Below are 26,453 nucleotides of genomic sequence, written 5' to 3'. Positions count from 1 at the left end.
TATTTTGAACCATATAAGAAATTTAAGAGTATATAAATTCACTAGTCAAGGTGCCTTTCACCCTGTCTAACCACCCGAGCCACCTAAGGACACTTGAGTTAAACACCAACATTCTCAAATTTATAGTCCGTTTTAGCTTCATCAAAAACCTTCAGCCTTATACCTTTAAACCCTCCGCCTTTTTATTATCTTTGCTGCATTATGGCTCAAAAGAATAACGACGAACAATTTAAAAATGTAATATCACACGCTAAAGAATACGGTTTTGTATTCCAGAGCAGCGAAATATATGATGGCTTAAGTGCTGTTTACGATTATGGCCAATTGGGTGCCGAGTTAAAAAACAACATTAAAACGTACTGGTGGAAAGCCATGGTACAGATGCACGAAAACATTGTAGGGATTGATTCTGCAATTTTTATGCATCCTAAGGTTTGGAAAGCTAGCGGACACGTGGATGGTTTTAACGACCCGATGATTGACAACAAAGATTCGAAAAAACGTTACCGCGCCGATCAGTTATTGGAAAATAAAATTGATGAATTATATTCGGAATTAGCCAATTTCAGCGCAGAAAACAAAGCCAGATTTGAGGAGTTCCAGCAAGAAATATTGGGTTTAAGTGATGAAGGACAAGCCGCCTGGATTCCGAGTTTTAAAGATGAGGCGACCATTTTAGACAATGCAAAATATCCATTTGTTAATGAAGCAAGCTGGAGATTTGTAAAAAAGGGTTTAGCGCTTGAAGTAGAAATGAACCTTGCACTTAAATCTGAAAACTTAGCACAGCTAAAAGATTTAATTGTTGATTATAAGATAATCTGCCCGATTTCTAAAACTTCAAACTGGACAGATGTACGCCAGTTTAACCTGATGTTCAGCACACAGTTCGGAGCCATGGCTGAAGGCAGTGATGAAGTATATCTTCGCCCGGAAACAGCCCAGGGAATTTTTGTAAACTTCCTGAACGTTCAAAAATCAGGAAGGATGAAAATTCCTTTCGGTATTGCGCAAATTGGTAAAGCTTTCAGAAATGAGGTAATTGCCCGTCAGTTTATTATGCGTATGCGCGAGTTTGAGCAAATGGAAATGCAATTTTTCGTTCGCCCGGGTGAAGACAAAAAGTGGTTTGAGTATTGGAAAGAAGCACGTTTAAAATGGCATAAAGCTTTAGGTACCAATCCTGAAAAATACCGTTACCACGACCACGTGAAACTGGCGCATTATGCCAATGCAGCAACTGATATTGAGTTCGAATTCCCCTTCGGGTTTAAAGAGGTTGAAGGAATCCACAGTCGCACCGATTTCGATTTAAAGCAGCACCAGGAGTTTTCTGGCAAGAAAATGCAGTATTTTGATAACGATTTAAATGAAGAAGGTAAACCTTATGGCAATTACATCCCTTATGTAATCGAAACCTCGATCGGTTTAGACCGCATGTTCCTGTTAACGATGATAAATGCTTTTGAAGAGCAGGATTTAAGCACCGAAGATAAACAGGATAGCCGTACTTTATTGCGTTTACACCCTGCTTTAGCCCCATATAAAGTAGCCATTTTCCCATTGACCAAAAAAGATGGCTTGCCGGAAAAAGCACGCGAAATTATGGATGAACTGAAATTCGATTTCAACTGTATTTACGAAGAGAAAGATGCGATTGGTAAACGTTACCGCCGTCAGGATGCAGTAGGTACGCCTTTCTGCATTACGGTTGACCACCAAAGTTTAGAGGATAATACGGTTACGATTCGCCACCGCGACAGCATGGAGCAGGAACGTGTAGCCATTGCCGATTTAGCTGGTATTATTGGTAAGGCTACTAGCTGGAAGGCATTGCTGGCATAAAAAGTATCATTATTATGATATTTCAGATATGATTCAAAATCGTTGAAATAGCGATTAAAAATTATAAAACACTCATTTATCGATGATCGCAACGAAGTCGAGATAACGACCTTATTATTTAGTCACAGGATTTACCCCCTGTGACTTTTTTGTATAATTAAAATGAATTTAGCCGAACATTATAACAAACTTTACAGGGATTCGATTGCCAAAATAGCTAATGGAAACTACGAAATAGATCGTTTAATCGATTCTGACGCCGATAATCGTTTTGGCATTACTTTGGTCATCAGACCTGATGCCGCAACGAATCATAATATTCAGGAGTTTTTGGCTGATGTAAAAACCATTGAGCCTGATCAGTATTATTATCAAAATGCAGATATCCATATTACTTTAATGTCGGTCATTTCCTGTTATGATGGCTTTGATTTAAAGGATTTCAATGTTCAGGATTATATTAACTTTATTAAAAAAGTTTTAGTCAGGCATAAAAGTTTCAAAATTCAGTTTAAAGGAATTACGGCTTCTCCATCGTGTATACTCATTCAAGGTTTTTTAACCGATACCTTAAACGAAATCAGAGATGATCTCCGCAAAACCTTTAAAAATTCAGATCTGCAACAAAGCATCGACGAACGATATATTATCCAAACGGCCCATTCCACTGTAATTCGTTTCAGATCGGAATTAAAAAATCAAGCTGCCTTTATTGATCTGATCGAAAAATACAGGGATTTCGATTTCGGTACTTTCGAAGTGAAGCAATTAGAACTGGTTTATAATGATTGGTACCAGCGGGAAAGATTTGTTAAAAAGCTGCATACCTTTTCATTAGCGATTGACTAAATTCTTTATCTTTGCATAAATTTATTACCCATAACAAATTAACGCTCGTGAAATTACCTTTTAAATTATCCCTATTGGCATTGCTGTGCCTCCTCATTACCTCATCGTGTAAAAAAGAAATTGATTATCGTCCTGAATGGGATTCATCATCTATGAGCGGAAAAGTTGATGGCGTTTTATTGCAATGTACATTTGCAACAGCCCAAACTTATGCGATCGGAGGAAAAAAAACTGTCCAGATTTTGGGAACAAAGTAACCAGTGGTTTTAGTTTAGTAATCAGTGATTTTAAAGGGGTGGGTACATATACTTTATCCGATAGTAATGTAGCTACCTATCTTCCAAATAATCTAGGGTCCAAAGAGGCTTATCTCAGTGCCTCCAATGGTACAATTAAGATTACAAGTTATTTAGCTGATCAATACATTAAAGGCACTTTCGAATTTAAAGGACAAAACTATGTAACTTTAGCCACAAAAACCATTAGTGATGGGCAATTTAACATTAGTTTAGTGCCAGCAAAAATCCCAGAATCAAATAATAATACAAACAATTTAAATGCAAAGGTAGATGGTACTGCAATTGGCTTTACTGGCGAAGCGGCATCTATAAATTCTCCTTTAGGCAAATTATTAACCATTACAACAGTAAATGGCGATAAACGCCTGATTATTTCGATAGCCGGATACAACGGCGCAGGAACTTACAATATAGCAAAGGACGGAACCGGTGTTTATATGAAAGACCAAAGTCAAACCGGTTCATTTTATGCCGATGCGGGTACTTTGGTTATTACAAGCGAAACTGGAAATAAGTTGAAAGGAACATTTTTCTTCAGTGGTGGCAACCAGAATACTACCATAAACACCTCAGTAAATATTACAGACGGAACTTTTGATTTACCTTTTAGTAAATTGTAAAAGCATTTTTGAAGAATACAAATATAAAGCCATTGATTTAGCGATCAACGGCTTTTGTTTTGACGGAATTTTTAGCCGGTAATCATTCAGTCACAAAAAACAAATGCCCATTAGGTAATTTCATAATCAATGGCTTGAATGGTATATTTGTTTAGCGATCAAAATCATTTATATGAAAGTTCCACAGAAGTTTTTTGCCCGTCGACATGAAATTGCGGCAGATTATTTAAAAGAATTAGATAAACACCTTGACGACATCGTATCCGGCCGTGCGACAGAAATGTTTGAAGTAAGAGATTTCGCCGGTTTAATCCATGTACATCCCACGCATTTAAGCAATACCATTAAAGCCGCTACCGGACACTCGCCATGTTTCTTTTTCGAAGAGCGTTTAATGGAAATCTCCAAAACAATGTTACAGAATGTAAGCATGCCTATTGCCGAAATTGCCAGAATATTAACTTACGATCCATCTAACTTTACCAAGTTTTTTAAGCACTTTGCTGGCCAAACACCAAAACAGTATAGAGAGGCTTATTTTGAGTCTTTAGCTACAAATAAGGAAATTGTCACCATATAAAACTTAAACAGTCACCATTTTTACTTAAGCTGTCACCATTTTTACAGCCGATTTCCATCTAATTTTGTTTAACAAATAAATAGAAAATGGAAACACAAAATAAAATTGCCCTGGTAACCGGTGGTAGCCGCGGACTGGGAAAAAACGCGGCCTTAAAAATCGCTGCAAAAGGAATGGGTGTAATTGTTACCTATCAATCTAAAAAAGAGGAAGCAGAAGATACAGTAAACGAAATAAAAGCGTTAGGTGTACCCGCAGCGGCAATACAGTTAAATGTTGGCGATTCTAAAACTTTTGATGCCTTTTTTACTGCAGTTAAAAGCGTACTAAAATCTGTTTTTAATGCCGAAAAATTCGATTTCCTGATCAATAATGCCGGGATTGGGATCCACGCTTCATTTGCTGATACCACTGAGGAACAATTTGATGCCCTGGTAAACATCCATTATAAAGGAGCTTTCTTTTTAACCCAAAAAGCCTTGCCTTTATTAAACGACGGTAGCGGAATCATTAATGTATCATCCGGACTGGCTCGCTTTGCAACTCCAGGTTATGCGGCCTATGCTTCGATGAAAGGCGCCATGGAAACCTTAACAAAATACCAGGCAAAAGAATTGGGTGCAAGAGGAATCAGATCGAACATTATTGCTCCAGGTGCTATAGAAACCGATTTTGGCGGTGGTGTGGTGCGCGATAATGATCAACTAAACGCTGGAATAGCGGCTAATACTGCTTTAGGTCGCGTAGGTTTACCAGATGATATTGGCGGAGTGGTGGCATTCTTATGCACCGAAGATGCAAGATGGATTAATGCACAACGCATTGAAGCTTCTGGCGGTATGTTTTTATAAACTCTTCGCAATTTTAACCACCAAGACACGAGGGCACAAAGATTGATTTCTTTGTGTTCTTTGTGCTCCGATGGTTATTTTTTTGACGGTAGTTAGTCAACGTTAACCGTTAAACACCACGCGCTAAACACGATCTAAATTCCCAACCAGAAAATAATCTGCATCAAATGGCGTTATCCATGAAAACCACCAGATGCCTAAACTACTTCTACCCACCCTTTTATTCTTCATTTTTGTTATCGATGCAAATGCCCAAAAATGGACAGATGCGGAGTTCCGCAGGGCCAATACTGCAGCAAATGCTTCTTATTTAACCAACGAAGAGAAAAATGTAGTCATGTATATGAACCTGATCCGTATTGATGGCGAAAAATTTTATTATACCTTTTTAGAAGATTACATTAACAACTACAACACTAAAGTAAGGCAATACAGAAACTACAATGAACTTCGGATTACCCGCAACAATAGCTATTATACTTCTTTACTAAAGCATTTAAGAGGCATAAAAAACCTACAGGTGTTTTATCCTGATGATAAACTGACTTCTTTAAGCCGTAGCCATGCCCAGGACCTGAACAGAAATAACCTCGATACACACGAAAGCAGCAACGGCGATAAATTTTCTAAACGTTTATCAAAATATTTCCCCAATAAAGCAATGAGTGAAAATATCGACTTTGGTTATTCGAACAGTTTGGATATTGTCTGCCATTTATTGTTAGATTGTGGTGTGCCTTCGCTTGGTCACCGGTTTAATTTGCTCGATCAAAAGTACAAACTGAATACTGTTGGCGTGAGCATCCAGCCACACCCATCCTACACCTGGTGTGCGGTAATCGATTTTGTAGCACAACCGGCCTATTACACCAATAATCAATAAAAGGCTTAAATGATCTAATTACGGCGGCAATAAAAATTTAATTGTAAATTGCGCGCAAAAATAACAACGAACAATTTTAAGTAATGCGTAACGCCATTTTAGCCGTCATAGATTTTTTTTATCCTCCATTTAAAAAATTTATTTCCATACATAATTTCCGGTACATGGCCACTGGTGGCAGCACTTTATTATTGGGAATTTTAAGTTATTATTTTGCTTACTTTTTCATTTTTAAAACTGAGGAGGTAAACTTTGGAGTAATCGTGCTGCAAAGGGAAACGGCCTCGTTATTGGTAGATTATACCGTTGCCATCCCAACCAGTTTTTTACTTAACAAATACGTCATATTTACGCACAGCGAGCTAAAAGGCCGGGTACAACTTTTTAGGTTTATGAACCTGCAGTTTATCAATATCCTGGCTAATTACGTGTTATTGAAGTTTTTACTGGAACTTTTACGCGATTACCCAACACTATCGATGCTTTCGCGGATTGTGGTTTCGGTTTTAATGGCATTATTTAGCTATCTGTATCAACACTACTTTACATTCAGCGTAAAGAAAATTGGAGATAAAAAAGGGAAGCAGGATTAATCAACCACAGCAATTATTTGCCACGGAGGTATAGAAAGCACGGAATTAATGGTGTCGAAAAGTAAGGCTTAAGGTTTATAAGCACAAGCTTTCGTATCTAAACGGGATGGAAGCGGCATCCTCTTGCTGTCGGCCTGAGCGGAGTCGAAGGGTAGCAAAAGATATAGCGAACAGCCCGACCGGAGCCCCCCGACAAAATGCTACAGCACCTTTCCTAATTATAATGTTGATCTTTTGAAAAGCAGTGACACAAACCTTTGGGTTTATTCAGTCCCGCCTTCGCTTCAAGTCCTCACTCGTACCTCGCTCCGGGCTTTACGCACCAGTCGGGTTTAGGTGGCCAAACAGTGCTTATATTTTCGTTTTTTTTTTAGAAAACTGTAGAAAAAACCAGGTTCATCAGCAAAAACCGTTGTACATAACCGGGATGGAAGCGGCATCCTTTTGCTGTCGGCCTGAGCGGAGCCGAAGGGCAGCAAAAGATATAGCGAACAGCCCGGCCAGAGCCTCCCGATGAAATGCTACAGCACCTTTCCAAATTATTAATCTTGTTTCTTTTTGGAAAGCAGTGACACAAGCCTTTGGGTTTATTCAGTCCCGCCTTTGCTCCAAGTCCTCACTCGTGCCTCGCTCCGGGCGTTACGCACCAGTCGGGTTTAGGTGGCCAAACGGTGCTTATATTTTCGTTTTTTTTTAGAAAACTGTAGAAAAAACCAGGTTCATCAGCAAAAACCGTTGTACATAAACGGGATGGAAGCGGCATCCTTTTGCTGTCGGCCTGAGCGGAGCCGAAAGGCAGCAAAAGATATAGCGGACAGCCCGACCGAAACCTCAAGATGAAATACTACAGCGCCTTTCCAAATTATTAATCTTGTTTCTTTTTGGAAAGCAGTGACACAAGCCTTTGGGTTTATTCAGTCCCGCCTTTGCTCCAAGTCCTCACTCGTGCCTCGCTCCGGGCGTTACGCACCAGTCAGGTTTAGGTGGCCAAACAGTGCTTATATTTTGGTTTTTTTTTTAGAAAACTGTAGAAAAAACCAGGTTCATCAGCAAAAACCTTTGTACATAAACGGGATGGAAGCGGCATCCTTTTGCTGTCGGCCTGAGCGGAGCCGAAGGGCAGCAAAAGATATAGCGAACAGCCCGGCCAGAGCCTCCCGATGAAATGCTACAGCACCTTTCCTAATTATTAACCTCATACTATCAAATCATTTTTTTGGAGCAGTGACATAAGCCTTTGGGTTTATTCAGTCCCGCCTTCGCTTCAAGTCCTCACTCGTTCCGGGCTTTACGCGCCAGTCGGGTTTAGGTGGCCAAACAGTGCTTATATTTTCGTTTTTTTTTTAGAAAACTGTAGAAAAAACCAGGTTCATCAGCAAAAACCGTTGTACATAAACGGGATGGAAGCGGCATCTTTTTGCTGTCGGCCTGAGCGGAGCCGAAGGGCAGCAAAAGATATAGCGAACAGCCCGGCCAGAGCCTCCCGATGAAATGCTACAGCACCTTTCCTAATTATTAATCTTGTTTCTTTTTGGAAAGCAGTGACACAAGCCTTTGGGTTTATTCAGTCCCGCCTTTGCTCCAAGTCCTCACTCGTGCCTCGCTCCGGGCGTTACGCACCAGTCGGGTTTAGGTGGCCAAACAGTGCTTATATTTTCGTTTTTTTTTTAGAAAAATGTAGAAAAAACCAGGTTCATCAGCAAAAACCGTTGTACATAAACAGGATGGAAGCGGCATCCTTTTGCTGTCGGCCTGAGCGGAGCCGAAAGGCAGCAAAAGACATAGCGAACAGCCCGACCGGAGCCCCCCGATAAAATGCTACAGCATCTTTCCAAATTATTAATCCATTATTTTAACCACCCGAAACCTTTATTACGTTAACCTGTTAATTTATGCCGCCGCTTTCTTGATAAGATAAAAACAACATCCTAACTTAGCTGCCGACCAACTTATTCCATAAATAACCATGAGCCATTTTAATGATTTTAATAATGCGCAGGTAGCAAAATTGCCCAATCATTTAAAACAATTTATTGTTGACCAGAACTACGAAAAATACACCCCAATCGATCAAGCGGTATGGCGTTATGTAATGCGCCAGAATTACAGTTACCTTAAAAATGTAGCATATTACCCTTACATAAAAGGCTTACAGCGGGCAGGTTTAAGTATCGAATACATTCCTGATTTGCAAACCATGAATGATAACCTTGGTAAAATTGGGTGGGGAGCGGTAACTGTTGATGGCTTTATTCCACCAGCAGCTTTCATGGAATATCAGGCCTATCGGGTGCTGGTAATTGCTGCAGATATCCGCCAGATTAATCACATCGAATATACACCAGCACCAGATATTATACACGAAAGTGCCGGCCATGCACCTATCATTGCCGATACCGATTACAATAATTATTTAAGCTATTTTGGTTCGATTGGTGCGAAAGCCATGTTTTCGGCGAAAGATTTTGAACTTTACGAAGCCATCAGGAAGTTATCGATTTTGAAAGAAGCTGTAAATGCCGATGAATTTGCGATTGCCGGGGCAGAAAAAGAATTGCGCTACATTAGTGAAAATATGGGCGAACCCTCTGAAATGGCATTACTTGGTCGCTTACACTGGTGGACAGTTGAATATGGTTTGATTGGTACTTTAGAAAACCCAAAAATTTACGGTGCAGGTCTGCTTTCTTCCATCGGTGAAAGCGCTACCTGCATGCAAAGAGACGTCGTAAAACTTTGGTATAACATCGATACAATTAATTACGCTTATGATATTACTAAACCGCAGCCACAGCTCTTTGTAACCGAAACTTTCCAAAACCTGATTGATGTGCTGGAAGAATTTGCCAATACCATGGCTTTTAGAAAAGGTGGATCGGAAAGCATTATGAAAGCCATTGCCTGTAAAAATGTAGCTACTGCAGTTTACAGTTCGGGTTTACAGGTGAGCGGTGTATTTACCGATATAGGCATTAACGCTAATGACGAAGTAACTTTTATTAAAACCACAGGGCCATCTGCATTGGCCTTTAGTGGTAAACAATTGGCTGGCCACGGGAAGGATTACCATGCAGATGGCTTTTCGTCGCCGGTTGGCCGTTTAAAAGGAGCAGAAAAACCATTTGAGGATTATAGTCCATCAGAATTACAATCTTTAAACATCATCAAAGGAGAGAAAACTGAACTTACGTTTGAAAGCGGAATTAAAGTTGTAGGAATAGTTAAAGATATTATTACCGAAAAAAGTAAGTTGATTTTAATTGCCTTTAACGATTGTACGGTTACCGAAAATAACGGAAACATGCTGTTTAAACCCGAGTGGGGCATTTATGATATGGCTATAGGCGAAACCATCGTTTCAGTTTTTAATGGAGCTGCCGATAAAGATGCTTACGAGGAGATTACGTTAATTAGCAAGGAGAAAACGTATAAAATTACCTATGATGATAAAACATTAAAACTGCACGGTTTATACCAAACAGTTAGAGCGATCAGGGAAAATGGTGAAAACCTGGATCAGCTTGGCGAAATTTTCTTACAACTAAAAACAAACCACCGTCAGGATTGGCTTTGTGCCTTAGAAATTCTCGAAATTATTTACCATAAAAAGATTTACCATCAGCTGGAAAAGGAAATTCAGGTTTATCTTGAAATTAAAGCAGGCAAAGAATTAGATCATACCAAACTGATTAATGACGGCTTACATGTGATTAAGAATCCGGTAAGTCAGCTCCTTGTGGAAGATTGATTAATCGCTTTAATTTCATTAACTTTACGTTATGACAACCATCACAGTACAAGTAGATAACGAACAAAATGCTGCGCTTCTTGAAAAGATGCTGAAGGCATTATCTTTTGTAGAAGATGTTGATATCAAAACCCATCAGCCTAATATGGTTGAGGAGCCTAGGGGATCTTATCAGAAATTAAAAAAAGCAATTGACAATACCGAAGGCAATTTAATGTTTAAGGATATTAAAGATCCATCTAAATGGCAAAGTGATTTAAGAGATGAATGGGAACGTAATATTTGATACGAACATAGTTATCTATTTATCTAAAAAACTTTTAGCTCCCGAAAAAGTATTTGCAGAAAACATCATTTATTCTATTTCCATGATATCAAAAATGGAATTACCTGGATATGGATTTAAAGACAGATTGGAAGAAAAATACATCAGCGAGCTAATTGGTTCTTTAAACGTTATACCTTTAAATGATGCTATAGTAAATATGACTATAGCTATCAGAAAAACTAACAAAATCAAACTGCCAGATGCTATTATTTATGCTACAGCGCAAGTAATGAATGGGAAACTCTTAACAAATAATACTGCTGATTTTGAAAAAATAAATAGTACTGTAATATTTGTTAACCCGCTAAATTCATAAAAGCGTTTAATTCTCATATCTTCAACCTTTTAACTTTACAACAATTTTTAATTCCTTTTAATGAATATTATAATTACAGGTGCCAGCAGCGGAATCGGTTTCGAAACCGCTTTAGAGCTTAGCTTACATAAAGAAAACAAGATTGTTGCCATTGCCCGTTCAGCAGATAAATTGCGCAAACTCTTAGAAATTGCTAAAGGCATTAATCCCGACTGTACCCTTTTACCTGTAGAGTTTGATATAGTAAATGATGATTATGCGGCCCTGATTCCTTTTTTAAAAGAACGTTTGGGTACAATTGATATCCTGATCAACAATGCAGGCGCTTTAATTAATAAACCTTTTTTAGAAACCACCGAGGTTGATTTAGGCGAAATGTTACAAAGCAACGTGATCTCACATTTCAGGATGATTCAGCATATTTTGCCTTTAATGCAAAGCGGAAGCCACATTGTAAACATTGGTAGCATGGGTGGTTTTCAAGGGAGTGTTAAATTCCCGGGGCTTTCTGCCTATTCGGCAAGTAAAGCTGCCTTGCACACGTTAACAGAATGTTTGGCTTTTGAATTGGCTGAGACAGGAATTAAAATTAATTGCCTTGCGCTAGGATCTGCACAGACAGAGATGCTGGAAGCAGCTTTCCCTGGTTACCAAAGCCCGGTGATGGCTTTTGAAATGGGAAAATATGTTGCTGATTTTGCAAAAACCGGACATAAATTTTTTAATGGAAAAATTTTACCGGTAGCAGTTACTACACCATAATGTGATAATTTTTAGTAATTTGCAGCATCGAAAAACTAAAAAAATCTATGGAAACAAATTCTCCCTTTAAAACAGTCGACAGTGGAAAAAATGCTGCTGTTGTTAGTTACATCTTTTTAATCGGTTGGCTGGTATCGTACTTTGCTATGTACAAAGACAATAAAACAGCGCTGTCCAGCTATCATTTAAGACAGTCTTTATTGCTTCATTTGGCCATCATTGTACTTAATGTAGCGGTAACGATACTGATTATGATTGTGCCAACTGCTATATTTGGTTATTTAAGTTATGCAGTTTACATTGCCTACATTATTTTGATCATCCTGGGTGCTATAAGTGCGAATAATGGTGAGCAAAAACCACTTCCGTTAATCGGCGACAAAGCGCAAACCATGTTCCCAAGTATATAATCGAAGCCAAATATTTTAATTCGAGTCCGGGTAAGTTAACCCGGACTTTTTTGTTTTAACTCATTTTCAACATTTTAATCGACTTTAGATATTTTTTATATCTTTGGCTCCAACATATGAAGAAAATAATAATCCCGATTTTGTTTTTCATTTTGTCTGCCACGGCAGGAAAAGCCCAAACAATCTTACCCGCTCAATACCAGGACCTGGTAAAGAAATTAGTTGCCAGCCTTCCAAAAAATGCAACAGTTACGGAAAACAACTCTTCCACAAACTCCACAACCCTTATCGATTTTGCCAAAAGTATGTTAGGAATCCCCTATCGTTATGCTACAAGTAACCCGAAAGTTGGTTTTGATTGCTCTGGTTTTGTAAGTTATGTGTTTAGCAATTTTGGCTTTAAAGTTCCACGTTCTTCAAGAGAATTTAGCTATGCGGGTAAAGAAACCAGTTTGGAAAATGCAAAAGTTGGCGACGTACTGATTTTCACAGGCAGTAATTCAAGAATAAGAAGAATCGGTCATGTTGGAATTGTTTATTCTATTGATGAAAACGGGATCAAATTTATTCATGCCTCTTCGGGTAAAGCGCACCAGGTAACCATTACCGATCTTGATGGTCATTATAAGGCCCGCTTCATGAAAATTGTGAGTATTCTTTAATTATTTTTTATATTTCCACATTCTCGTTTTGCCTTCTGCAAGCCATTCTAAAGTGGTTTCCAATCTTTTTATTCTGGTTGCTTCCGTTTTAGCTTCCTCAAGCCACAATACATAATCTTTTTTATTGGATGGACTAAAATTCTGGAATGTCGCTAAAGCTTCAGGGTATTCTTGTAAAGCTTCCATAAAATATTCAGGTATAACCAGTTCTTTCTTCTCAGTAGCTTTTGGTTTTGGTGGTAGTTTTATATTATCCTCATTTAATTGAATGGCTCGCTGAATATAGGCAATCAGGATCTCATCAGATGGCAGGTCATCAAAAGATTTTATTTTACCCAATAAGCCCATGGCTTCAGAATGTTCTTTAAAGATGCCATACTCATCCTGCATTAACGAGCCTTTCCAAAAACCAAAGGCACAATGATGCTTGAAAGACGCCATGTGACAAACCGTACCTTTATAATCGAAGAACGGCATCCCCCATTTAATTTTCTCTTCAATCCGTGCATCCGCCTTATGCACCAGACTCCTTAAATGATCCAAAATCGGAATGGCAAACGCTGCCGAATTAATAATGTACTGGTCTACCTGAACAATTGTGTGCATAACTAAGAGATTACAATAATAAATTTAAAGCAAAACAACCTTTAAAGCAAGGTCTACATCTCCATTATTCAGAAATTTCTTCGCAAGTTCATGCAACTCCCTTTCGCGGTTGGTACTGTCGCCAATTGTGGCATCGAGTACTTCTTTAACTTCGGGATTTGTGTTGATCAGATCAATTTCCTCATCAGTGGGTATTTGCTCAACATTGCCGAGCATGCCTAAATCGTTTCCTGTTAATACTTTCGAAAAGCGGACTGATTGTGGTAAACGATCAACCCCGATACCCAATTTAGCTAAAGGTTTTGCCACTTTAAACAAATTATCCTTTGTAACCCTGCAATACCAGTCGCCACCCAAACGGGCTACCAGATCAATTTTATGCTGGTCGATCCTACCGTTTTCATCTAAAATTTCTTCTTTGATGTGGATTACTTTTATTTCAGCCAGAATCAGGTTTCCTGCGCCATGCTTATCACCCAACGAAATTACTTCATTTACCACACATTCAAATTGCACTGGCGCCTCGGCAACTCTTGGCGGCCAAACCAGATCAGATTTCAGCATGGTAAAACCAGCTTTCTCAAACTCATTTATGCCTTTTGCATACTCGGTACTGGCCAGGCTCATCTGCTGCACCATATCGTAGTTTACAATATTGATCACGCATTCTTTAACCTGTAGTACATTTTCCAGGCTATGTTTAGTGGTATTATCGCGTACCCTCCTCGATGGGGAAAAAATACAGATGGGTGGATTTGTACTAAACATATTAAAGAAACTGAAGGGGCTTAAATTTATATTTCCTTCGGCATCAATAGTTGAGGCAAAACAGATCGGTCGCGGAGCGATAGCGTACTGCAGGTAGTTTTGTAGTTCTACAGGGGTTAAATCGGAGGTATTTAAGGTCAGCAAGGTTTTATTGAGTTAGATTTTAAAATTATTCTTTTTTTAGAAAGCAAATGCAGTGGTTATTGGGAAACAGCAGTCCCGCTATACGTTATTATTCCCGATGAAAAATCGGGAGATAGCCGCTGTTGCCGGGTTTACATAGCAAGGTTGACCTAAGTAATATAAACCTGACAATAGCGAACACGAAGTAAGGGCTAGTTCAGCCCTTGCGAAGTAAAGCGGATGGCAGGGCTTCACCAAGCTAAATGCTCGGAACCTTGCTTTCCTTAAACCTCAGAAATTAATTTTTCTTTAAGGCTAAAATCGAAAAATCCGTGTCAGCCTTCGTAATAGTATTGGTCAAAGCACCAAGCCCTGTTATTTCCATCTCCACAACATCACCTGGCTGTAACCATTGTACTTTATAATTTGGATCGTTAAGTAAACCAGTACCATTTAATTCTAAGAAACAACCCGTACCCACCGTTCCTGAACCAATTACGTCACCAGGAAGAATATCGACACCATAAGCGCAACGTTCAATAATTTCGGCAAAAGTCCAGTCCATATCAGCAGCATTTCCTTTTGAAACTTCGATGCCGTTTACTCTGCAGGTCATCTTAAGATCGTAAGCATTACCTACATGCCCTTCTTTAGGAGCAACCTTGTACTGCAATAATTCATCAGGCGTTACCAGCCATGGGCCAATTACGGTAGAAAAATCTTTTCCTTTTGCAGGGCCTAAATTCAACAACATCTCTTCCATCTGCAAAGTACGGGCGCTCATATCGTTCATTACCATATAACCTGCAATGTATTCATCAGCCTCAGCGGCTTTAATATTTTTTCCTTTTTTACCGATAACAATAGCAAGCTCCAATTCGAAATCCAGTTTATCAAAATGATCTGGCATGCATTCTATATCTCCTGTACCCTGAATAGCGTTGTGATTGGTGAAATAAAAGATTGGATACTCATCAAATTGAGGAATCATGTCTACCTTTCTGTTTCTACGTGCCGCAGCAACATGCTGCCTGAAAGCGTAACCATCACGACAACTGGCAGGATGCGGAACAGGCGCCAAAATCTCATAAAAAATTTCTTCTTTAGCCTCCAGGCTTCCTTCTTTAATCTGATCATCAATGCGTTTTGCCCTTTCCATTAACACCTCTCCTCCCTGCAAAAATTCGTTCATGTTGTCAGGAATAAGCTTATCGCAGCTATTTAAATTATAGATATGCCCACTTACAAACACACCAAGATGCTCTCTGTCTTCGGTTTTATAGGATACTAGTTTCATATATGATTTGGTTAAATACGCGGTAAAGCTAAGCAATTAGGTTATTCAAAATAAAACTTAATCCGTATTATTTTAACACGGTATATTGTTGAAGGGTTGGTTTTATTACCCGAAAATCTTTTGGCTGAAGTACTTTGAAACGTTTTCAATTGGAAATACCCCCCAATCATCCACCCGATATTCCCAATGGTACACCTGTAGCAGTAGGCACCCCGCTTCTCCCAATTTATCGATAGGCTAAAAAAAATTAAACCTGTAAAAATATTTTTCATTGGGATGATTGCATATTAAGTATTTAAAATTTTAACTTTTGAATAAAATACTTACCTTAGTAGTATTAAAACCATGATCTTAAAAGCATTACATATTAATCTGGTAAACGACGCTATTGCAGCCCGTCGCTATAAGATGCTATCCAAGCTGATCATGGCTCAGTATTCACTGTAATTTTATTCACCCTTCTTTTTAATTGAAACGCGTAGCCGTTTTAATTGTTAATTCATTAGGATTTTTTCTTTTCTAACCATAACATCATATAATTATGCCTATTTATCATAAATTGGGGCAGATTCCAGCTAAACGTCACACGGTTTTTCGTAAACCTGATGGAAATCTTTATGCCGAAGAATTGGTATCAACCGAAGGTTTTTCCAGTTTATATTCGTTGGTTTATCATTGTCATCCGCCAACCATGGTAAAACATTTGGGAGAACCTTATAGTGTTGAGCCAAAAATCGCACGTGAAAAACACCTGAAGCACACCAGTTTAATCGGTTTCAATATTGAACCTGAAGATGATTTTCTAGAAAGCAGAAAAGCTGTTTTGGTAAATAGCGATCTGCATATCGTTCTGGCTGCGCCTAGGAAAACAATGACCGACTATTTCTACAAAAATAGTCAGGCCGATGAGATGATCTTCGTACATGAAGGTTCTGGAAAGCTGAAAACAGGATTCGGAGAAATTAAGTTTGCTTACGGCGATTACCTGATCATTCCAAGGGGAACCATCTATCAAATGGAATTTGATACCGAACAAAACAGGTTGTTTATTGTAGAAAGTTTTAGTCCGCTAAGACCGCCAAAAAGATATTTAAATCAGTTTGGGCAGTTGATGGAACATTCTCCTTACTGCGAACGCGATTTGAGGCTACCAGAAAACCTGCAAACACACGATGAATACGGCGATTTTAAAGTACTCATTAAAAAACAGGGCTTAATTTATCCATACACTTATGGTACGCATCCTTTTGATTATGTTGGCTGGGACGGTTATCATTATCCCTATGCTTTCTCTATCCACGATTTTGAGCCGATAACAGGACGCCTGCACCAACCGCCTCCGGTTCATCAAACTTTCGAAGGACACAATTTTGTGGTTTGTTCTTTTGTTCCCCGCAAATACGATTACCATCCTGATTCGATCCCTGCGCCTTATAATCACAGTAATGTGGATAGTGATGAAGTGCTTTATTATGTAGATGGTGATTTTATGAGCCGCAAGAGTGTGGTTAAAGGTCAGATTACCTTACACCCAGGCGGTATTCCACATGGGCCCCATCCGGGTACTGTAGAAAAATCAATCGGGAAAGAAAAAACAGATGAGCTGGCAGTAATGATCGATCCTTTTAAGCCTTTAATGCTTACACAGGATGCTTTGGATATAGAGGATGAGAATTATCACAAAAGCTGGCAGATTAATGTAGAATAAAATTAGTAGGAAGTCGGGAGACCAAGGTCCGAAGATAACTTGCAGACGAAATAGATGGCTAGCAATTATCCAACATTTAAACTTTACAACCTTAAAACATTTAAAAACAACATATCACATCCGACTTCGGACCTCCCACCTCGGACTTAAATAAAAACAAATGGAAACACAAACATTCGCAGAAAAAATATCAAAAGCACCAGATTTTTTGCCTATTAACGGAACAGATTATATCGAATTTTATGTAGGCAACGCAAAACAAGCGGCTCATTACTACAAAACGGCATTTGGGTTTCAAAGCCTGGCTTATGCCGGACCGGAAACTGGCGTACGCGATCGTTCGTCGTATGTATTGCAACAGGGTAAAATCAGGCTGATCCTGACCACAGCATTAAAATCTGATCATCCGATATCAGAGCATGTAAAAAAACATGGCGACGGCGTAAAAGTATTAGCGCTTTGGGTGGATGATGCTTATAGTGCCTTTGAAGAAACCACAAAACGTGGCGCCAGGCCATACATGGAGCCTAAGACCTTAACTGATGAACATGGCGAAGTTAAAATGAGCGGTATTTACACTTATGGCGAAACGGTGCACATGTTTATAGAACGTAAAAACTATACCGGAACTTTTATGCCAGGTTACCGGGTATGGGAAAGCGATTATCAACCAGCTGATGCGGGCCTTTTATATATTGATCATTGTGTGGGTAATGTGGGCTGGAACCGCATGAACGAAGCCGTACAATGGTATGAGGATGTAATGGGATTCGTAAATATTCTATCTTTTGATGATAAGCAAATCAATACCGAATATTCAGCTTTGATGAGTAAAGTGATGAGTAATGGTAACGGTTATTCGAAATTCCCGATTAACGAGCCTGCCGAAGGCAAAAAGAAATCGCAAATTGAAGAGTATCTGGAATATTATGAGGGTGAAGGCGTTCAGCATATTGCCGTAGCAACAAAAGATATTGTTAAAACCGTTAAAGAATTAAAATCACGTGGCGTTGAATTTTTAAGTGCTCCACCAGAAGCTTATTATGATATGATGCCTCAGCGTGTGGGCAAAATTGATGAAGAAATAGCCTTATTGGAAAGCCTGGGCATTTTGGTCGATTGCGATGAAGAAGGATATTTATTGCAGATTTTCACCAAACCTGTTGAAGACCGCCCTACCCTTTTCTTCGAGATTATTCAGCGTAAAGGTGCGCAGAGTTTTGGTGCGGGTAACTTCAAAGCACTATTCGAATCGTTGGAACGTGAGCAGGAATTGAGAGGTAATTTATAGTAATTCCGTCATCTCGACTACGCTGCACTCCGCTCGAGATGACGTTTTTTATTTAACTCGTCATTCCCGCGCAGGCCTATCGTATGGACACATCTTTATTAAGTATTTTTAGGCTTTTTGCTAACCAACTTTAATAAAGCACGGATTTTAACCAAGGACGCCGTCAATCCCAAGAGCCGGGGAAATCAAAAAAACAGGTGCACAACAGTAAAAACGGCACTAACAAACCTGAAACGCAGTGGTTTTGTGTTCATAACCGATGATTTAATTTTAAAGAATATTGAACACAAACCCCGCAGGGCTCAATCAGACCAAAGAAAACACAAATAATACCTGATTAAACGAAGTGTCGCTGTTTTTTTGATGCGCGTGAGATTGTGCAAAAGGCTCATTGCTGGATCCGATAGCCATCGGATGACAAAGCGCTTTGGGTACTTTGGCGCTCCAAAGTGCCATGCCCAGCGGCATAGAGCGATAGAAGAATGTTATAATTAATTGTGTCCACACGATAGGCGCAGGCGGGAATCTTAATGCTTATGAAACATTAACATGCATTAAGATTCCCAATCAAGTTGGGAATGATGAAACTTTTCTCAACTACAATACTTCTCCCAAATGTTTATAATTCGATTTTATCGTATCCAGAACTTCACTCATTTTACCACCCAGCATTAATTTTGCCATCGATTCTGTCATACCTTTTATTTGTGCCCATTCTATTTTTGGTGGCATTGCCAAGGCATTGGGATTGGTCATGATATTTAACAACACAGGTCCTTCCTCTTTTAACGCATGACTAATCGCAGTTTCCACCTCTTCAGGCCTGGCTACAGTTATTCCTTTAAAGCCCATGGCCTGTGCAACCAACGCAAAATCAGGGTTAATCATATCGGTTTCATTATCGGGTAAGCCATCCACTTCCATTTCCAACTTTACCATTCCCAGGGCCCTGTTGTTAAAAACAATCAATTTTATCGGCAGGTTATACTGTTTAATGGTTGCCAGATCACCCAAAAGCATTGATAAGCCGCCATCACCACAAAGCGCAATTACCTGCTGCTGTGGATGCGCCAAGGCTGCACCAATGGCCATCGGCATAGCATTGGCCATAGAACCATGATTAAAAGATCCAAGCATTTTACGTTTACCTGTTCCATCGATAAAACGTGCTCCCCAAACACAGCACATCCCGGTATCTACCGTAAAAATAGCATCATCGGCTGCTAAACGATTTATGGTTTCAGCTACAAATTCAGGTTGGATTTTATTTTCCTCACCCTGATCTTTAACATAACCCTGTTGCTGTTCTTTCACTTTCTGATAAAACTCTAATTGAGATTTTAAGAAGCTATCATCTTTCTTTTCGGAGAGAAGTGGTAATAATGCTTTAATCGAATCGCCGATGTTTCCACATAAACCCATGGTAAGTTTAGCCCTCCTGCCCAAACGCTCAGGTTTTTCATCAATTTGCACAATTTTGTTCTTTACAGGCATGAAATTTACATAAGGAAAATCAGTTCCCAGTAGAAGCACTACATCGGCCTCGTGCATGGCGTGATAGCCAGATGGCTGTCCTAAAAGTCCTGTCATACCCACTTCATAAGGATTATTGTATTGTATCCCCATTTTCCCTCTGAATGAAAACCCTACCGGCGCTTTTAATTTACCTGCTAATTCTACCACTTCATCATGTGCATCGGCAGCGCCTATCCCACAATAAAGCATAATTTTCTTTTCACCATTCAGTAAAGTTGACAGTTCATTTAATTCCAGATCTGATGGGCGGATCACCGGTTTATTGTTGAACAATTGCATAGATGTTACGCTCTCCACTGCATCCATTTGCGCTACATCACCAGGCAAACCGAATACGGCAACACCTTTTTTATGAATGGCATGCTGAACAGCTGTTTGAAACATTCTTGGTACCTGCTCCGCAGTGGTAGCTACCTGGTTATAATAACTACAATTATCAAATAATTTTATGGTATTCGTTTCCTGAAAAAAGTCCATTCCAAATTCCCCTGTTGGTATGGTGGAGGCTATGGCAATTACGGGAACATGTGATCGATGTGCATCGTAAAGGCCGTTAATCAAATGCACGTGGCCCGGACCACAGCTACCCGCACAACAGGCAATCCCGTCAAGTTCGGCTTCGGCTGCTGCTGCAAATGCACCAGCCTCTTCATTACGTACGTGGATCCACTTTATTTTGCCATTTCTTCTTACAGCATCGTTAAAATAATTTAAACTGTCTCCGGTAACGGCATAAACTCTTTTTACACCAACCTCAACCAGCATTTCAACCAGTTGTTCTGCAACATTTTTACCCATGAAAGTATTTTTTAATGATGGATTTTATATAGCTACTAAATAGAAGAAGCTGGTATATTGTTTTAGCCTAGAAGCAGAAAAGAACCAATCTGACCTTACAAAGACTTTATACCAACAATTTGTAACATAAGTAAAGTTTATAATAGCTACATGAAGTTTCTTCACTAAAACTTCATAAATGAAGTGCACCTTTGAAATAACAAAACACGAAGCGATTTCAATTTTGTTAAATTCTAAAAACTCATAATTAGTTTTTTAGTTTTCCGGTTACCCTTATCTGATACCTCATGTATTGCAAAATACATGAGGTTTTTTTTATTAAATTAGCCAATAACCTCAGTTCGAATTAGTGAAATATTTTAAAGGTTTTCTATAGATATTTTAATAATATTCATCACCCTGACCTGTAGTATAGCGGAAGAGACAGTAAACCGAGCCCTAAGCGAGCTCACCGCAGGTAATTTATTTCAGGGTCTATCTAGCAGAAAAGATCCCGAAACCCGAAACGGTATCAACAATAAATATAATGATGGCTAAATGTTTAGCCACGAATATAAAAAGAGAAATCAAGTTTTTAAAACTTGACTTCTCTAAAATCACTCCGTACTTTCCTTAAGCATTTGATACAAATCAGCAGCTCCGCCATCAAATTTGGTTCCGTTTACATAAAATGATGGTGTTCCATTTACGCCACTGCGCATACCGCTGTCAAAATTGTCTTCTATAATAGTTTTGATCTTTTCTGAAGCACTATCTTTCTGAAACTGTTCTAAATCCAACCCAATGGTTTCGGCCAGTTCGTCGAACAGCTCGCCATTTAAACGATACTGGTTTTCGTAAAGTGCATCGTGCATATCCCAAAATTTGCCTTGCAATGCCGCTGCTTCAGCCGCAATGGCTGCCGGAAAAGCATATTCGTGCGCATTGGCCAAAGGAAAATGGCGGAAAACAAATCTGATCTGATGACCAAAAGTTTCTTCAATTTCTTTCATGATGGGATAAGCATCTCCACAGTATGGACACTGATAATCGCCAAACTCCACAATGGTAATACTTGCCGAATCATTACCTTGAATATGATCCTGATCGTTTACTTCGGGTTTTAATGTGCTCATCGCTTTTATTTTTTGCTTAATTCTTCCAATGCATCCAAAATCCCATCAGCACCAGGGTTAACGGCTACAGGTGATAAATAACTCCAGGCAATTTTTCCGTCTTTATCAATCACAAACAGTGCCCGTTTACTTTCGCCAACTTCATCATCATATACACCATAAGCTTTAGAGACCGCACCTTTTGGTTCAAAATCAGCCAGTAACGGGAAATGTAGTTTTCTGTTTTCTTCAAAAGCAAGGTGGCACCAAACACTGTCTACAGAGACACCAAAAATCTGTGCATCATACTTGTTAAAATATTTTAGCATTTCGTTATAAAGTGCCATTTGGTCGCTGCAAACCGGACTCCAATCCGCAGGGTAAAAAGCCAGGATAACATTTTTGCCTTTAAAATCTTTAAGTTTTATTTTCTGATCAGGAGTAGCATTCAATTCGAAATCTGGTGCTGTAGCGCCTTTTTCTAACATATTATCGAGTTTAAATTAAATCGTCTATTAATTAACAGTGTACCCTTACTGTTGTTTTTGTTTTGAAACAAAAGCTTAGCCTAATTTTTGCCTTTTAATTAAATATGACTGGAGAACAGGATAAAATCCTTCATTCATATCGGCATCAATTAAGTCGATTTTATATTGGGCACATTTTAAAGCAATCTGCTGGCGGTAACTGGAAACAGCTGCAGTATAATTTTCCTTTACCTGATTGGTATGTACTTTAATAGTTTCGCCGGTTTCCATATCAATAAACTGATATGGGCGGTTTTCAAAATTAAAATCTACCTCTTTTATTTTATCAACCACATTAAAAACCACTACTTCATGTTTGTTAAATTTCAAGTGCTGTAAAGCATCAAAAAACTGATCGGTTTTATCGGCATTGGTCTGCGTATTGAAGAGATCACTGAAGACAATTACCAATGAGCGTTTGTGGATTAGTTCTGCCACCTGGTGCAGTGCCTCGCTTAAATTAGTCTGTGCATTTACCTTTGGTTTCTGCAGCAGTTCTTCCAGTTGGGTAAATAAATATTTCTGATGCACCGTAGTCGATTTTGCCGGAGAATTTAACAATATCTCATCGGTAAATAGACTTAATCCGAAAGCATCGCGCTGTTTTTTTAGCAGGTACATTAAAGATGCCACAGCCTGTATCGAGAAAATCAGTTTGTTATTTTTCGGCTCCGGGAAATACATTGATGAGGAAACATCAATCACAAACTGACAACGCAGGTTGGTTTCTTCTTCGAAACGTTTGCTGTAAAGTTTATTGGTTTTAGCATATAATTTCCAGTCGATATTTTTAACGTTATCGCCATTATTGTATTGGCGGTGCTCTGCAAACTCAACGGAAAAGCCATGAAACGGACTTTTATGCAAGCCAGTAATAAAACCTTCTACCACTTGCCGGGCCAGCAATTCTAAATTACCATAGCTTGTTTTGTTCTCGTAGTTTACAACCTGCATATCGTAAAGCTAGTAAAAGATTTATTAAAAAAAATGAAAAACTGGCCAACACTTCCAAAGTTTCAAACGTAAAACAGTAGCCAACTGAAAACTTAAAATTTCAAACTGTAAACTGATTAGGGCGTTGCCCAAGCTACGCAAGGGGCGGGCTTTGCAGGGCTGCGCTTCGCTCCGGTACCGATGAAAGATCGGTACTGAACCCTTACAATCCCTAACGCAAAACCTACCGCTTTAAAATGATAAAAAAGACCTCGCAGGTTTATGAAACCTGCGAGGTCTAAAACCTATTTTTCATTTAAAATATCCATAATTTGCTCAAGCCCAGCTTTTATTTCAACGTATGATAATACTAAAGTATTGGGCTTTACTATAGTTTTAATCACCTTATCTCCAAACAAATAATAACGGGTTTCTATGCTACTTTTAATTTTAAACCCTTTTAAAGAAATCGGCTTATTGTAAAATACTTCTTTCTTATATAAAAAGAACAAACCACTGTTGTTGAAATAATAATCAGATTCGGCCTTTCCGGTTTCGCCATAAAAAACACAATGTATCTTTTTAAGTGCGCCTTTACTATAATAGCCAGTTACCTCACCACCTTCCGCCGACATTCCGAAAGCATCTCTTTTTTTCTTTTTATAAAACTTCAGTTTTTTGTTGATCGATGCAAAATCAGATTTGATTTTCTTTATTATAGCCATGCTATCTATATCATCATTAACTGGATTTTTATCAACTGCAAAAGTATTATGGCTGCTGCAAATAACAGCAATTAACAATATTAGAAGTCTCTTCATGCTATTTTCCATTTTTTAAATCTTTAATACTTTTCCCAAAAGTCATCTGAAAGTGTGGATAATCTTTAAACCCCTTCCAATTCCCTCCCCATTCAAATCCGAGTTGTTCTCCAATTTGAACGACTTCTCTTGGCAAAATACTCCAAATTGCCTGCCCTTCTTTCACAATTACCACATCCATAGCTAAAGCATAATTATGATAACTTGACCCCCCCTTTGCCTTGGTAACAATATTACCTGGAGTTGATCTCCCCTGATTATATAACGCATTTTGTTCAGCAATCGTTCTTAAAGCTTGTACAATCCTCAATTGTATCCCAAGCTCCTCTTCAACTGTATTGATAAATTCTCTTGCAGGATTTTGCAATCTTCTATCTAAAGTTAAAATTCTTTTATTTGTTGTATCATCCCAAGTTGGCCTTAAATGTCTGGGTAATCCATTTTCAACAATTAATAGCAAAGAGTTTGCCTTTTTGTTAAACTTTATAACTCTTCTTCTATCCCAAATTATTCCCGAATCGAGATAATAATAATCTATATCCACTCCACCTTTTGCAGATTTTTTTTCTACTACATAATTTTTATGAATAGTATCAATAATCAACGTTATTGAAGAGCTGGAGTATGAACATGAGTTAAAACTCTGAAATGATTTAAAAGGATCATAAAAAGTAAATAAAATACCTGCATTCCTTTTTTCCTTTAAAGAATATTCCATAATTATGTTATTAATGTTTTGACAACTAATTATTAAATCACAATAAAATAATAGGGAATAATAATTTTACAGCAATTAAAATGCCATAATATCCAAACCTTGTAAATTTTAAAAACCTGCAGGGTTTGGACAAAACTGATAAAATAATACCCCGCAAGTTAAACTGCGGGGTATTATTGGAAAATATTTTCAATTTATTTTCGATTCCTTGCTTGGTGGCTCACCAAACAGTTTTATCAAATATTATTTCTTTGCAATCCTATACAAGTGCCCGTTATCGGTTACCGAATAAAGCGCTCCGTCTTTACCTTCTGCCATATCGCGGAAACGCTCACCCTTGTTTTCCAGCAAGCGCTCTTCGCCAACAATTTTATTATCTTTAATTACCAAACGGATAATGTGCGAACCGCCCAAACCGCCTACAAATAAATTGCCTTTCCACTCAGCTATACTGTTGCTGTTGTAAAACGCAATACAACCAGGTGAAATACTTGGATTCCAGTAATAAACCGGTTGTTCCATCCCTTCTTTTTGCTGAATACCATCTCCAACCTTTTTACCGCTGTACTCTGTTCCGTAGGTAATAATTGGCCAGCCATAATTTTTACCCGGCTTAATGATATTTACCTCATCACCACCTTTTGGTCCAAACTCCGCCTCCCATAAATCTCCGGTTGACGGATTAATGGCTAAACCATCCGGATTACGGAGTCCATAAGCATAAATTTCAGGTCGGGCATCGGCTTTACCTGTAAATGGACCATTTGCAACCGCTTTTCCCTCTGGGGTGAGGTGCAAAATTTTACCTAATGAAGAATTTAAATATTGTGCCTGTATCCTGATATCGTTACCTGAACGTTCGCCTGTACTTACAAATAAATTTCCGTTTTTATCAAAAACAATTCTAGATCCGTACTGAAGTTTACCCGTATAAGCAGGTGTAGCACGGTAAATAATGGTCTGGTTTTCTATTGAAGTTTCGTTTGCAGCCAGTTTACCTTTGGCAATGGCCAATAAAACGCCTTTATCCTGTGGCTCCGAATAAGCCCAATAGATCATTTTATTTTTGGCAAAGTTGGGATCTAAGGTTACATCCAGTAAACCACCCTGACCGGATGGATCAACCTTTGGTAAACCGGTAATTTTTTTACTCAATTTTCCATCCGGGGTAAGGATCACCATGGTACCCTGCTTTTGTGTGATCAGAAAACCACCATTGGGAAGTACTGAAATTGCCCATGGATTTTCTAATTTTTCATTGATGACCTTAATATCCAGAGGGGTTTTGGTTTTTATGCCTGCAATTCTGGTCTGCCCGGCAAAGGCAGGTTTATAATCAGCTGAAGGTTCATTGGTTTCAACAGGGTTTTGGGCCGATACAGATGCAATATTTGCACAGTTTATGACCAAGCCACCCAATAAAATCGCTAAAGTTTTATTGTTAAATAAGTGAATAGACATGATTGTTAGTTTTTTATTAAAGAAAC

25 protein-coding genes are annotated in these 26,453 nt (G+C 38.7%); 15 read left to right on the top strand and 10 right to left on the bottom strand.

The window, feature by feature from the left end:
• Positions 1 to 201 precede the first annotated feature (201 nt).
• The 13 genes from FFJ24_RS02770 to FFJ24_RS02710 all read left to right on the top strand — a co-directional run bounded on the left by FFJ24_RS02770 (position 202) and on the right by FFJ24_RS02710 (position 12,746).
• Positions 202 to 1,845: a glycine--tRNA ligase gene (locus tag FFJ24_RS02770; RefSeq protein WP_138820686.1), complete on the top strand. Its 1,644-nt coding sequence runs from the start codon at positions 202 to 204 to the stop codon at positions 1,843 to 1,845.
• 162 nt (positions 1,846 to 2,007) lie between these two features.
• On the top strand, positions 2,008 to 2,694 hold the full coding sequence (locus tag FFJ24_RS02765) for a 2'-5' RNA ligase family protein (protein WP_138820685.1): 687 nt from the start codon (positions 2,008 to 2,010) through the stop codon (positions 2,692 to 2,694).
• 184 nt (positions 2,695 to 2,878) lie between these two features.
• Positions 2,879 to 3,613, top strand: coding sequence for a DUF6252 family protein (locus tag FFJ24_RS02760; RefSeq protein ID WP_138820684.1), 735 nt, complete (start codon positions 2,879 to 2,881; stop codon positions 3,611 to 3,613).
• A gap of 172 nt (positions 3,614 to 3,785) precedes the next feature.
• A complete protein-coding gene (locus tag FFJ24_RS02755; RefSeq protein ID WP_138820683.1) occupies positions 3,786 to 4,193 on the top strand; it encodes an AraC family transcriptional regulator in 408 nt (135 codons plus the stop codon).
• 86 nt (positions 4,194 to 4,279) lie between these two features.
• Positions 4,280 to 5,044, top strand: coding sequence for an SDR family NAD(P)-dependent oxidoreductase (locus FFJ24_RS02750; protein ID WP_138820682.1), 765 nt, complete (start codon positions 4,280 to 4,282; stop codon positions 5,042 to 5,044).
• 193 nt (positions 5,045 to 5,237) lie between these two features.
• Positions 5,238 to 5,927 carry a CAP domain-containing protein gene (locus FFJ24_RS02745; RefSeq protein ID WP_138820681.1) on the top strand — a complete coding sequence of 230 codons (690 nt, stop codon included), beginning with the start codon at positions 5,238 to 5,240 and terminating at the stop codon, positions 5,925 to 5,927.
• A gap of 83 nt (positions 5,928 to 6,010) precedes the next feature.
• Positions 6,011 to 6,520, top strand: a complete 510-nt coding sequence (locus FFJ24_RS02740; protein WP_138820680.1) for a GtrA family protein — start codon at positions 6,011 to 6,013, stop codon at positions 6,518 to 6,520.
• Positions 6,521 to 8,486: 1,966 nt separating this feature from the next.
• Positions 8,487 to 10,268 (top strand): aromatic amino acid hydroxylase, encoded by a 1,782-nt coding sequence (locus FFJ24_RS02735; RefSeq protein ID WP_138820679.1) that lies wholly within the window; start codon positions 8,487 to 8,489, stop codon positions 10,266 to 10,268.
• A 31-nt stretch (positions 10,269 to 10,299) separates the two neighbouring features.
• Positions 10,300 to 10,554 carry a hypothetical protein gene (locus FFJ24_RS02730; protein ID WP_132394920.1) on the top strand — a complete coding sequence of 85 codons (255 nt, stop codon included), beginning with the start codon at positions 10,300 to 10,302 and terminating at the stop codon, positions 10,552 to 10,554.
• Positions 10,532 to 10,912 carry a type II toxin-antitoxin system VapC family toxin gene (locus FFJ24_RS02725; RefSeq protein WP_138820678.1) on the top strand — a complete coding sequence of 127 codons (381 nt, stop codon included), beginning with the start codon at positions 10,532 to 10,534 and terminating at the stop codon, positions 10,910 to 10,912. Before FFJ24_RS02730 ends, FFJ24_RS02725 begins: the two co-directional genes overlap by 23 nt.
• Before the next feature lie 60 nt (positions 10,913 to 10,972).
• Positions 10,973 to 11,674 (top strand): SDR family oxidoreductase, encoded by a 702-nt coding sequence (locus FFJ24_RS02720; protein ID WP_138820677.1) that lies wholly within the window; start codon positions 10,973 to 10,975, stop codon positions 11,672 to 11,674.
• Positions 11,675 to 11,721: 47 nt separating this feature from the next.
• Positions 11,722 to 12,084 (top strand): DUF4870 domain-containing protein, encoded by a 363-nt coding sequence (locus FFJ24_RS02715; protein WP_138820676.1) that lies wholly within the window; start codon positions 11,722 to 11,724, stop codon positions 12,082 to 12,084.
• Positions 12,085 to 12,200: 116 nt separating this feature from the next.
• Entirely contained in the window at positions 12,201 to 12,746 is a 546-nt protein-coding gene (locus FFJ24_RS02710; protein WP_138820675.1) for a C40 family peptidase, read from the top strand.
• On the opposite strand, the gene FFJ24_RS02705 is transcribed toward FFJ24_RS02710, so the two are convergent.
• The 3 genes from FFJ24_RS02705 to FFJ24_RS02695 all read right to left on the bottom strand — a co-directional run bounded on the left by FFJ24_RS02705 (position 12,747) and on the right by FFJ24_RS02695 (position 15,540).
• Positions 12,747 to 13,352 carry a YdeI family protein gene (locus FFJ24_RS02705; protein WP_138820674.1) on the bottom strand — a complete coding sequence of 202 codons (606 nt, stop codon included), beginning with the start codon at positions 13,350 to 13,352 and terminating at the stop codon, positions 12,747 to 12,749.
• Between the two features lie 24 nt (positions 13,353 to 13,376).
• Positions 13,377 to 14,264, bottom strand: a complete 888-nt coding sequence (locus FFJ24_RS02700) for a flavin reductase family protein (protein ID WP_138820673.1) — start codon at positions 14,262 to 14,264, stop codon at positions 13,377 to 13,379.
• Between the two features lie 277 nt (positions 14,265 to 14,541).
• Positions 14,542 to 15,540 (bottom strand): fumarylacetoacetate hydrolase family protein, encoded by a 999-nt coding sequence (locus FFJ24_RS02695; RefSeq protein WP_138820672.1) that lies wholly within the window; start codon positions 15,538 to 15,540, stop codon positions 14,542 to 14,544.
• A 541-nt stretch (positions 15,541 to 16,081) separates the two neighbouring features.
• Between FFJ24_RS02695 and FFJ24_RS02690 the strand changes: the two genes are divergently transcribed.
• Both FFJ24_RS02690 and hppD read left to right on the top strand, forming a co-directional pair.
• Positions 16,082 to 17,248 carry a homogentisate 1,2-dioxygenase gene (locus FFJ24_RS02690; RefSeq protein WP_138820671.1) on the top strand — a complete coding sequence of 389 codons (1,167 nt, stop codon included), beginning with the start codon at positions 16,082 to 16,084 and terminating at the stop codon, positions 17,246 to 17,248.
• A 160-nt stretch (positions 17,249 to 17,408) separates the two neighbouring features.
• Positions 17,409 to 18,539: a 4-hydroxyphenylpyruvate dioxygenase gene (hppD, locus tag FFJ24_RS02685; protein WP_138820670.1), complete on the top strand. Its 1,131-nt coding sequence runs from the start codon at positions 17,409 to 17,411 to the stop codon at positions 18,537 to 18,539.
• 597 nt (positions 18,540 to 19,136) lie between these two features.
• Here the strand turns inward: hppD and FFJ24_RS02680 are convergent.
• From FFJ24_RS02680 to FFJ24_RS02650, 7 genes are all read right to left on the bottom strand, one after another.
• A complete protein-coding gene (locus FFJ24_RS02680; RefSeq protein ID WP_138820669.1) occupies positions 19,137 to 20,873 on the bottom strand; it encodes a thiamine pyrophosphate-dependent enzyme in 1,737 nt (578 codons plus the stop codon).
• 596 nt (positions 20,874 to 21,469) lie between these two features.
• Complete coding sequence (locus FFJ24_RS02675) at positions 21,470 to 21,988, bottom strand: thioredoxin domain-containing protein (RefSeq protein ID WP_138820668.1); 519 nt, start codon at positions 21,986 to 21,988, stop codon at positions 21,470 to 21,472.
• Positions 21,989 to 21,993: 5 nt separating this feature from the next.
• The gene (locus tag FFJ24_RS02670; protein WP_138820667.1) at positions 21,994 to 22,455 is read right to left on the bottom strand and encodes a redoxin domain-containing protein; all 462 of its coding nucleotides are present in this window, start codon (positions 22,453 to 22,455) and stop codon (positions 21,994 to 21,996) included.
• A 75-nt stretch (positions 22,456 to 22,530) separates the two neighbouring features.
• Entirely contained in the window at positions 22,531 to 23,448 is a 918-nt protein-coding gene (locus tag FFJ24_RS02665) for a DUF58 domain-containing protein (RefSeq protein ID WP_138820666.1), read from the bottom strand.
• Between the two features lie 284 nt (positions 23,449 to 23,732).
• Positions 23,733 to 24,248: a hypothetical protein gene (locus FFJ24_RS02660; protein ID WP_138820665.1), complete on the bottom strand. Its 516-nt coding sequence runs from the start codon at positions 24,246 to 24,248 to the stop codon at positions 23,733 to 23,735.
• Between the two features lies 1 nt (position 24,249).
• Positions 24,250 to 24,966, bottom strand: coding sequence for a M15 family metallopeptidase (locus FFJ24_RS02655; protein ID WP_138820664.1), 717 nt, complete (start codon positions 24,964 to 24,966; stop codon positions 24,250 to 24,252).
• A gap of 243 nt (positions 24,967 to 25,209) precedes the next feature.
• Positions 25,210 to 26,427, bottom strand: a complete 1,218-nt coding sequence (locus FFJ24_RS02650; protein ID WP_138820663.1) for a PQQ-dependent sugar dehydrogenase — start codon at positions 26,425 to 26,427, stop codon at positions 25,210 to 25,212.
• Between the last annotated feature and the right edge of the window lie 26 nt (positions 26,428 to 26,453).

The sequence above is a fragment of the Pedobacter sp. KBS0701 genome, assembly GCF_005938645.2.
Lineage (GTDB): Bacteria > Bacteroidota > Bacteroidia > Sphingobacteriales > Sphingobacteriaceae > Pedobacter.
Note: the sequence above shows the minus strand (reverse complement) of the source record. Positions and strands in the feature narration are given on the sequence as shown.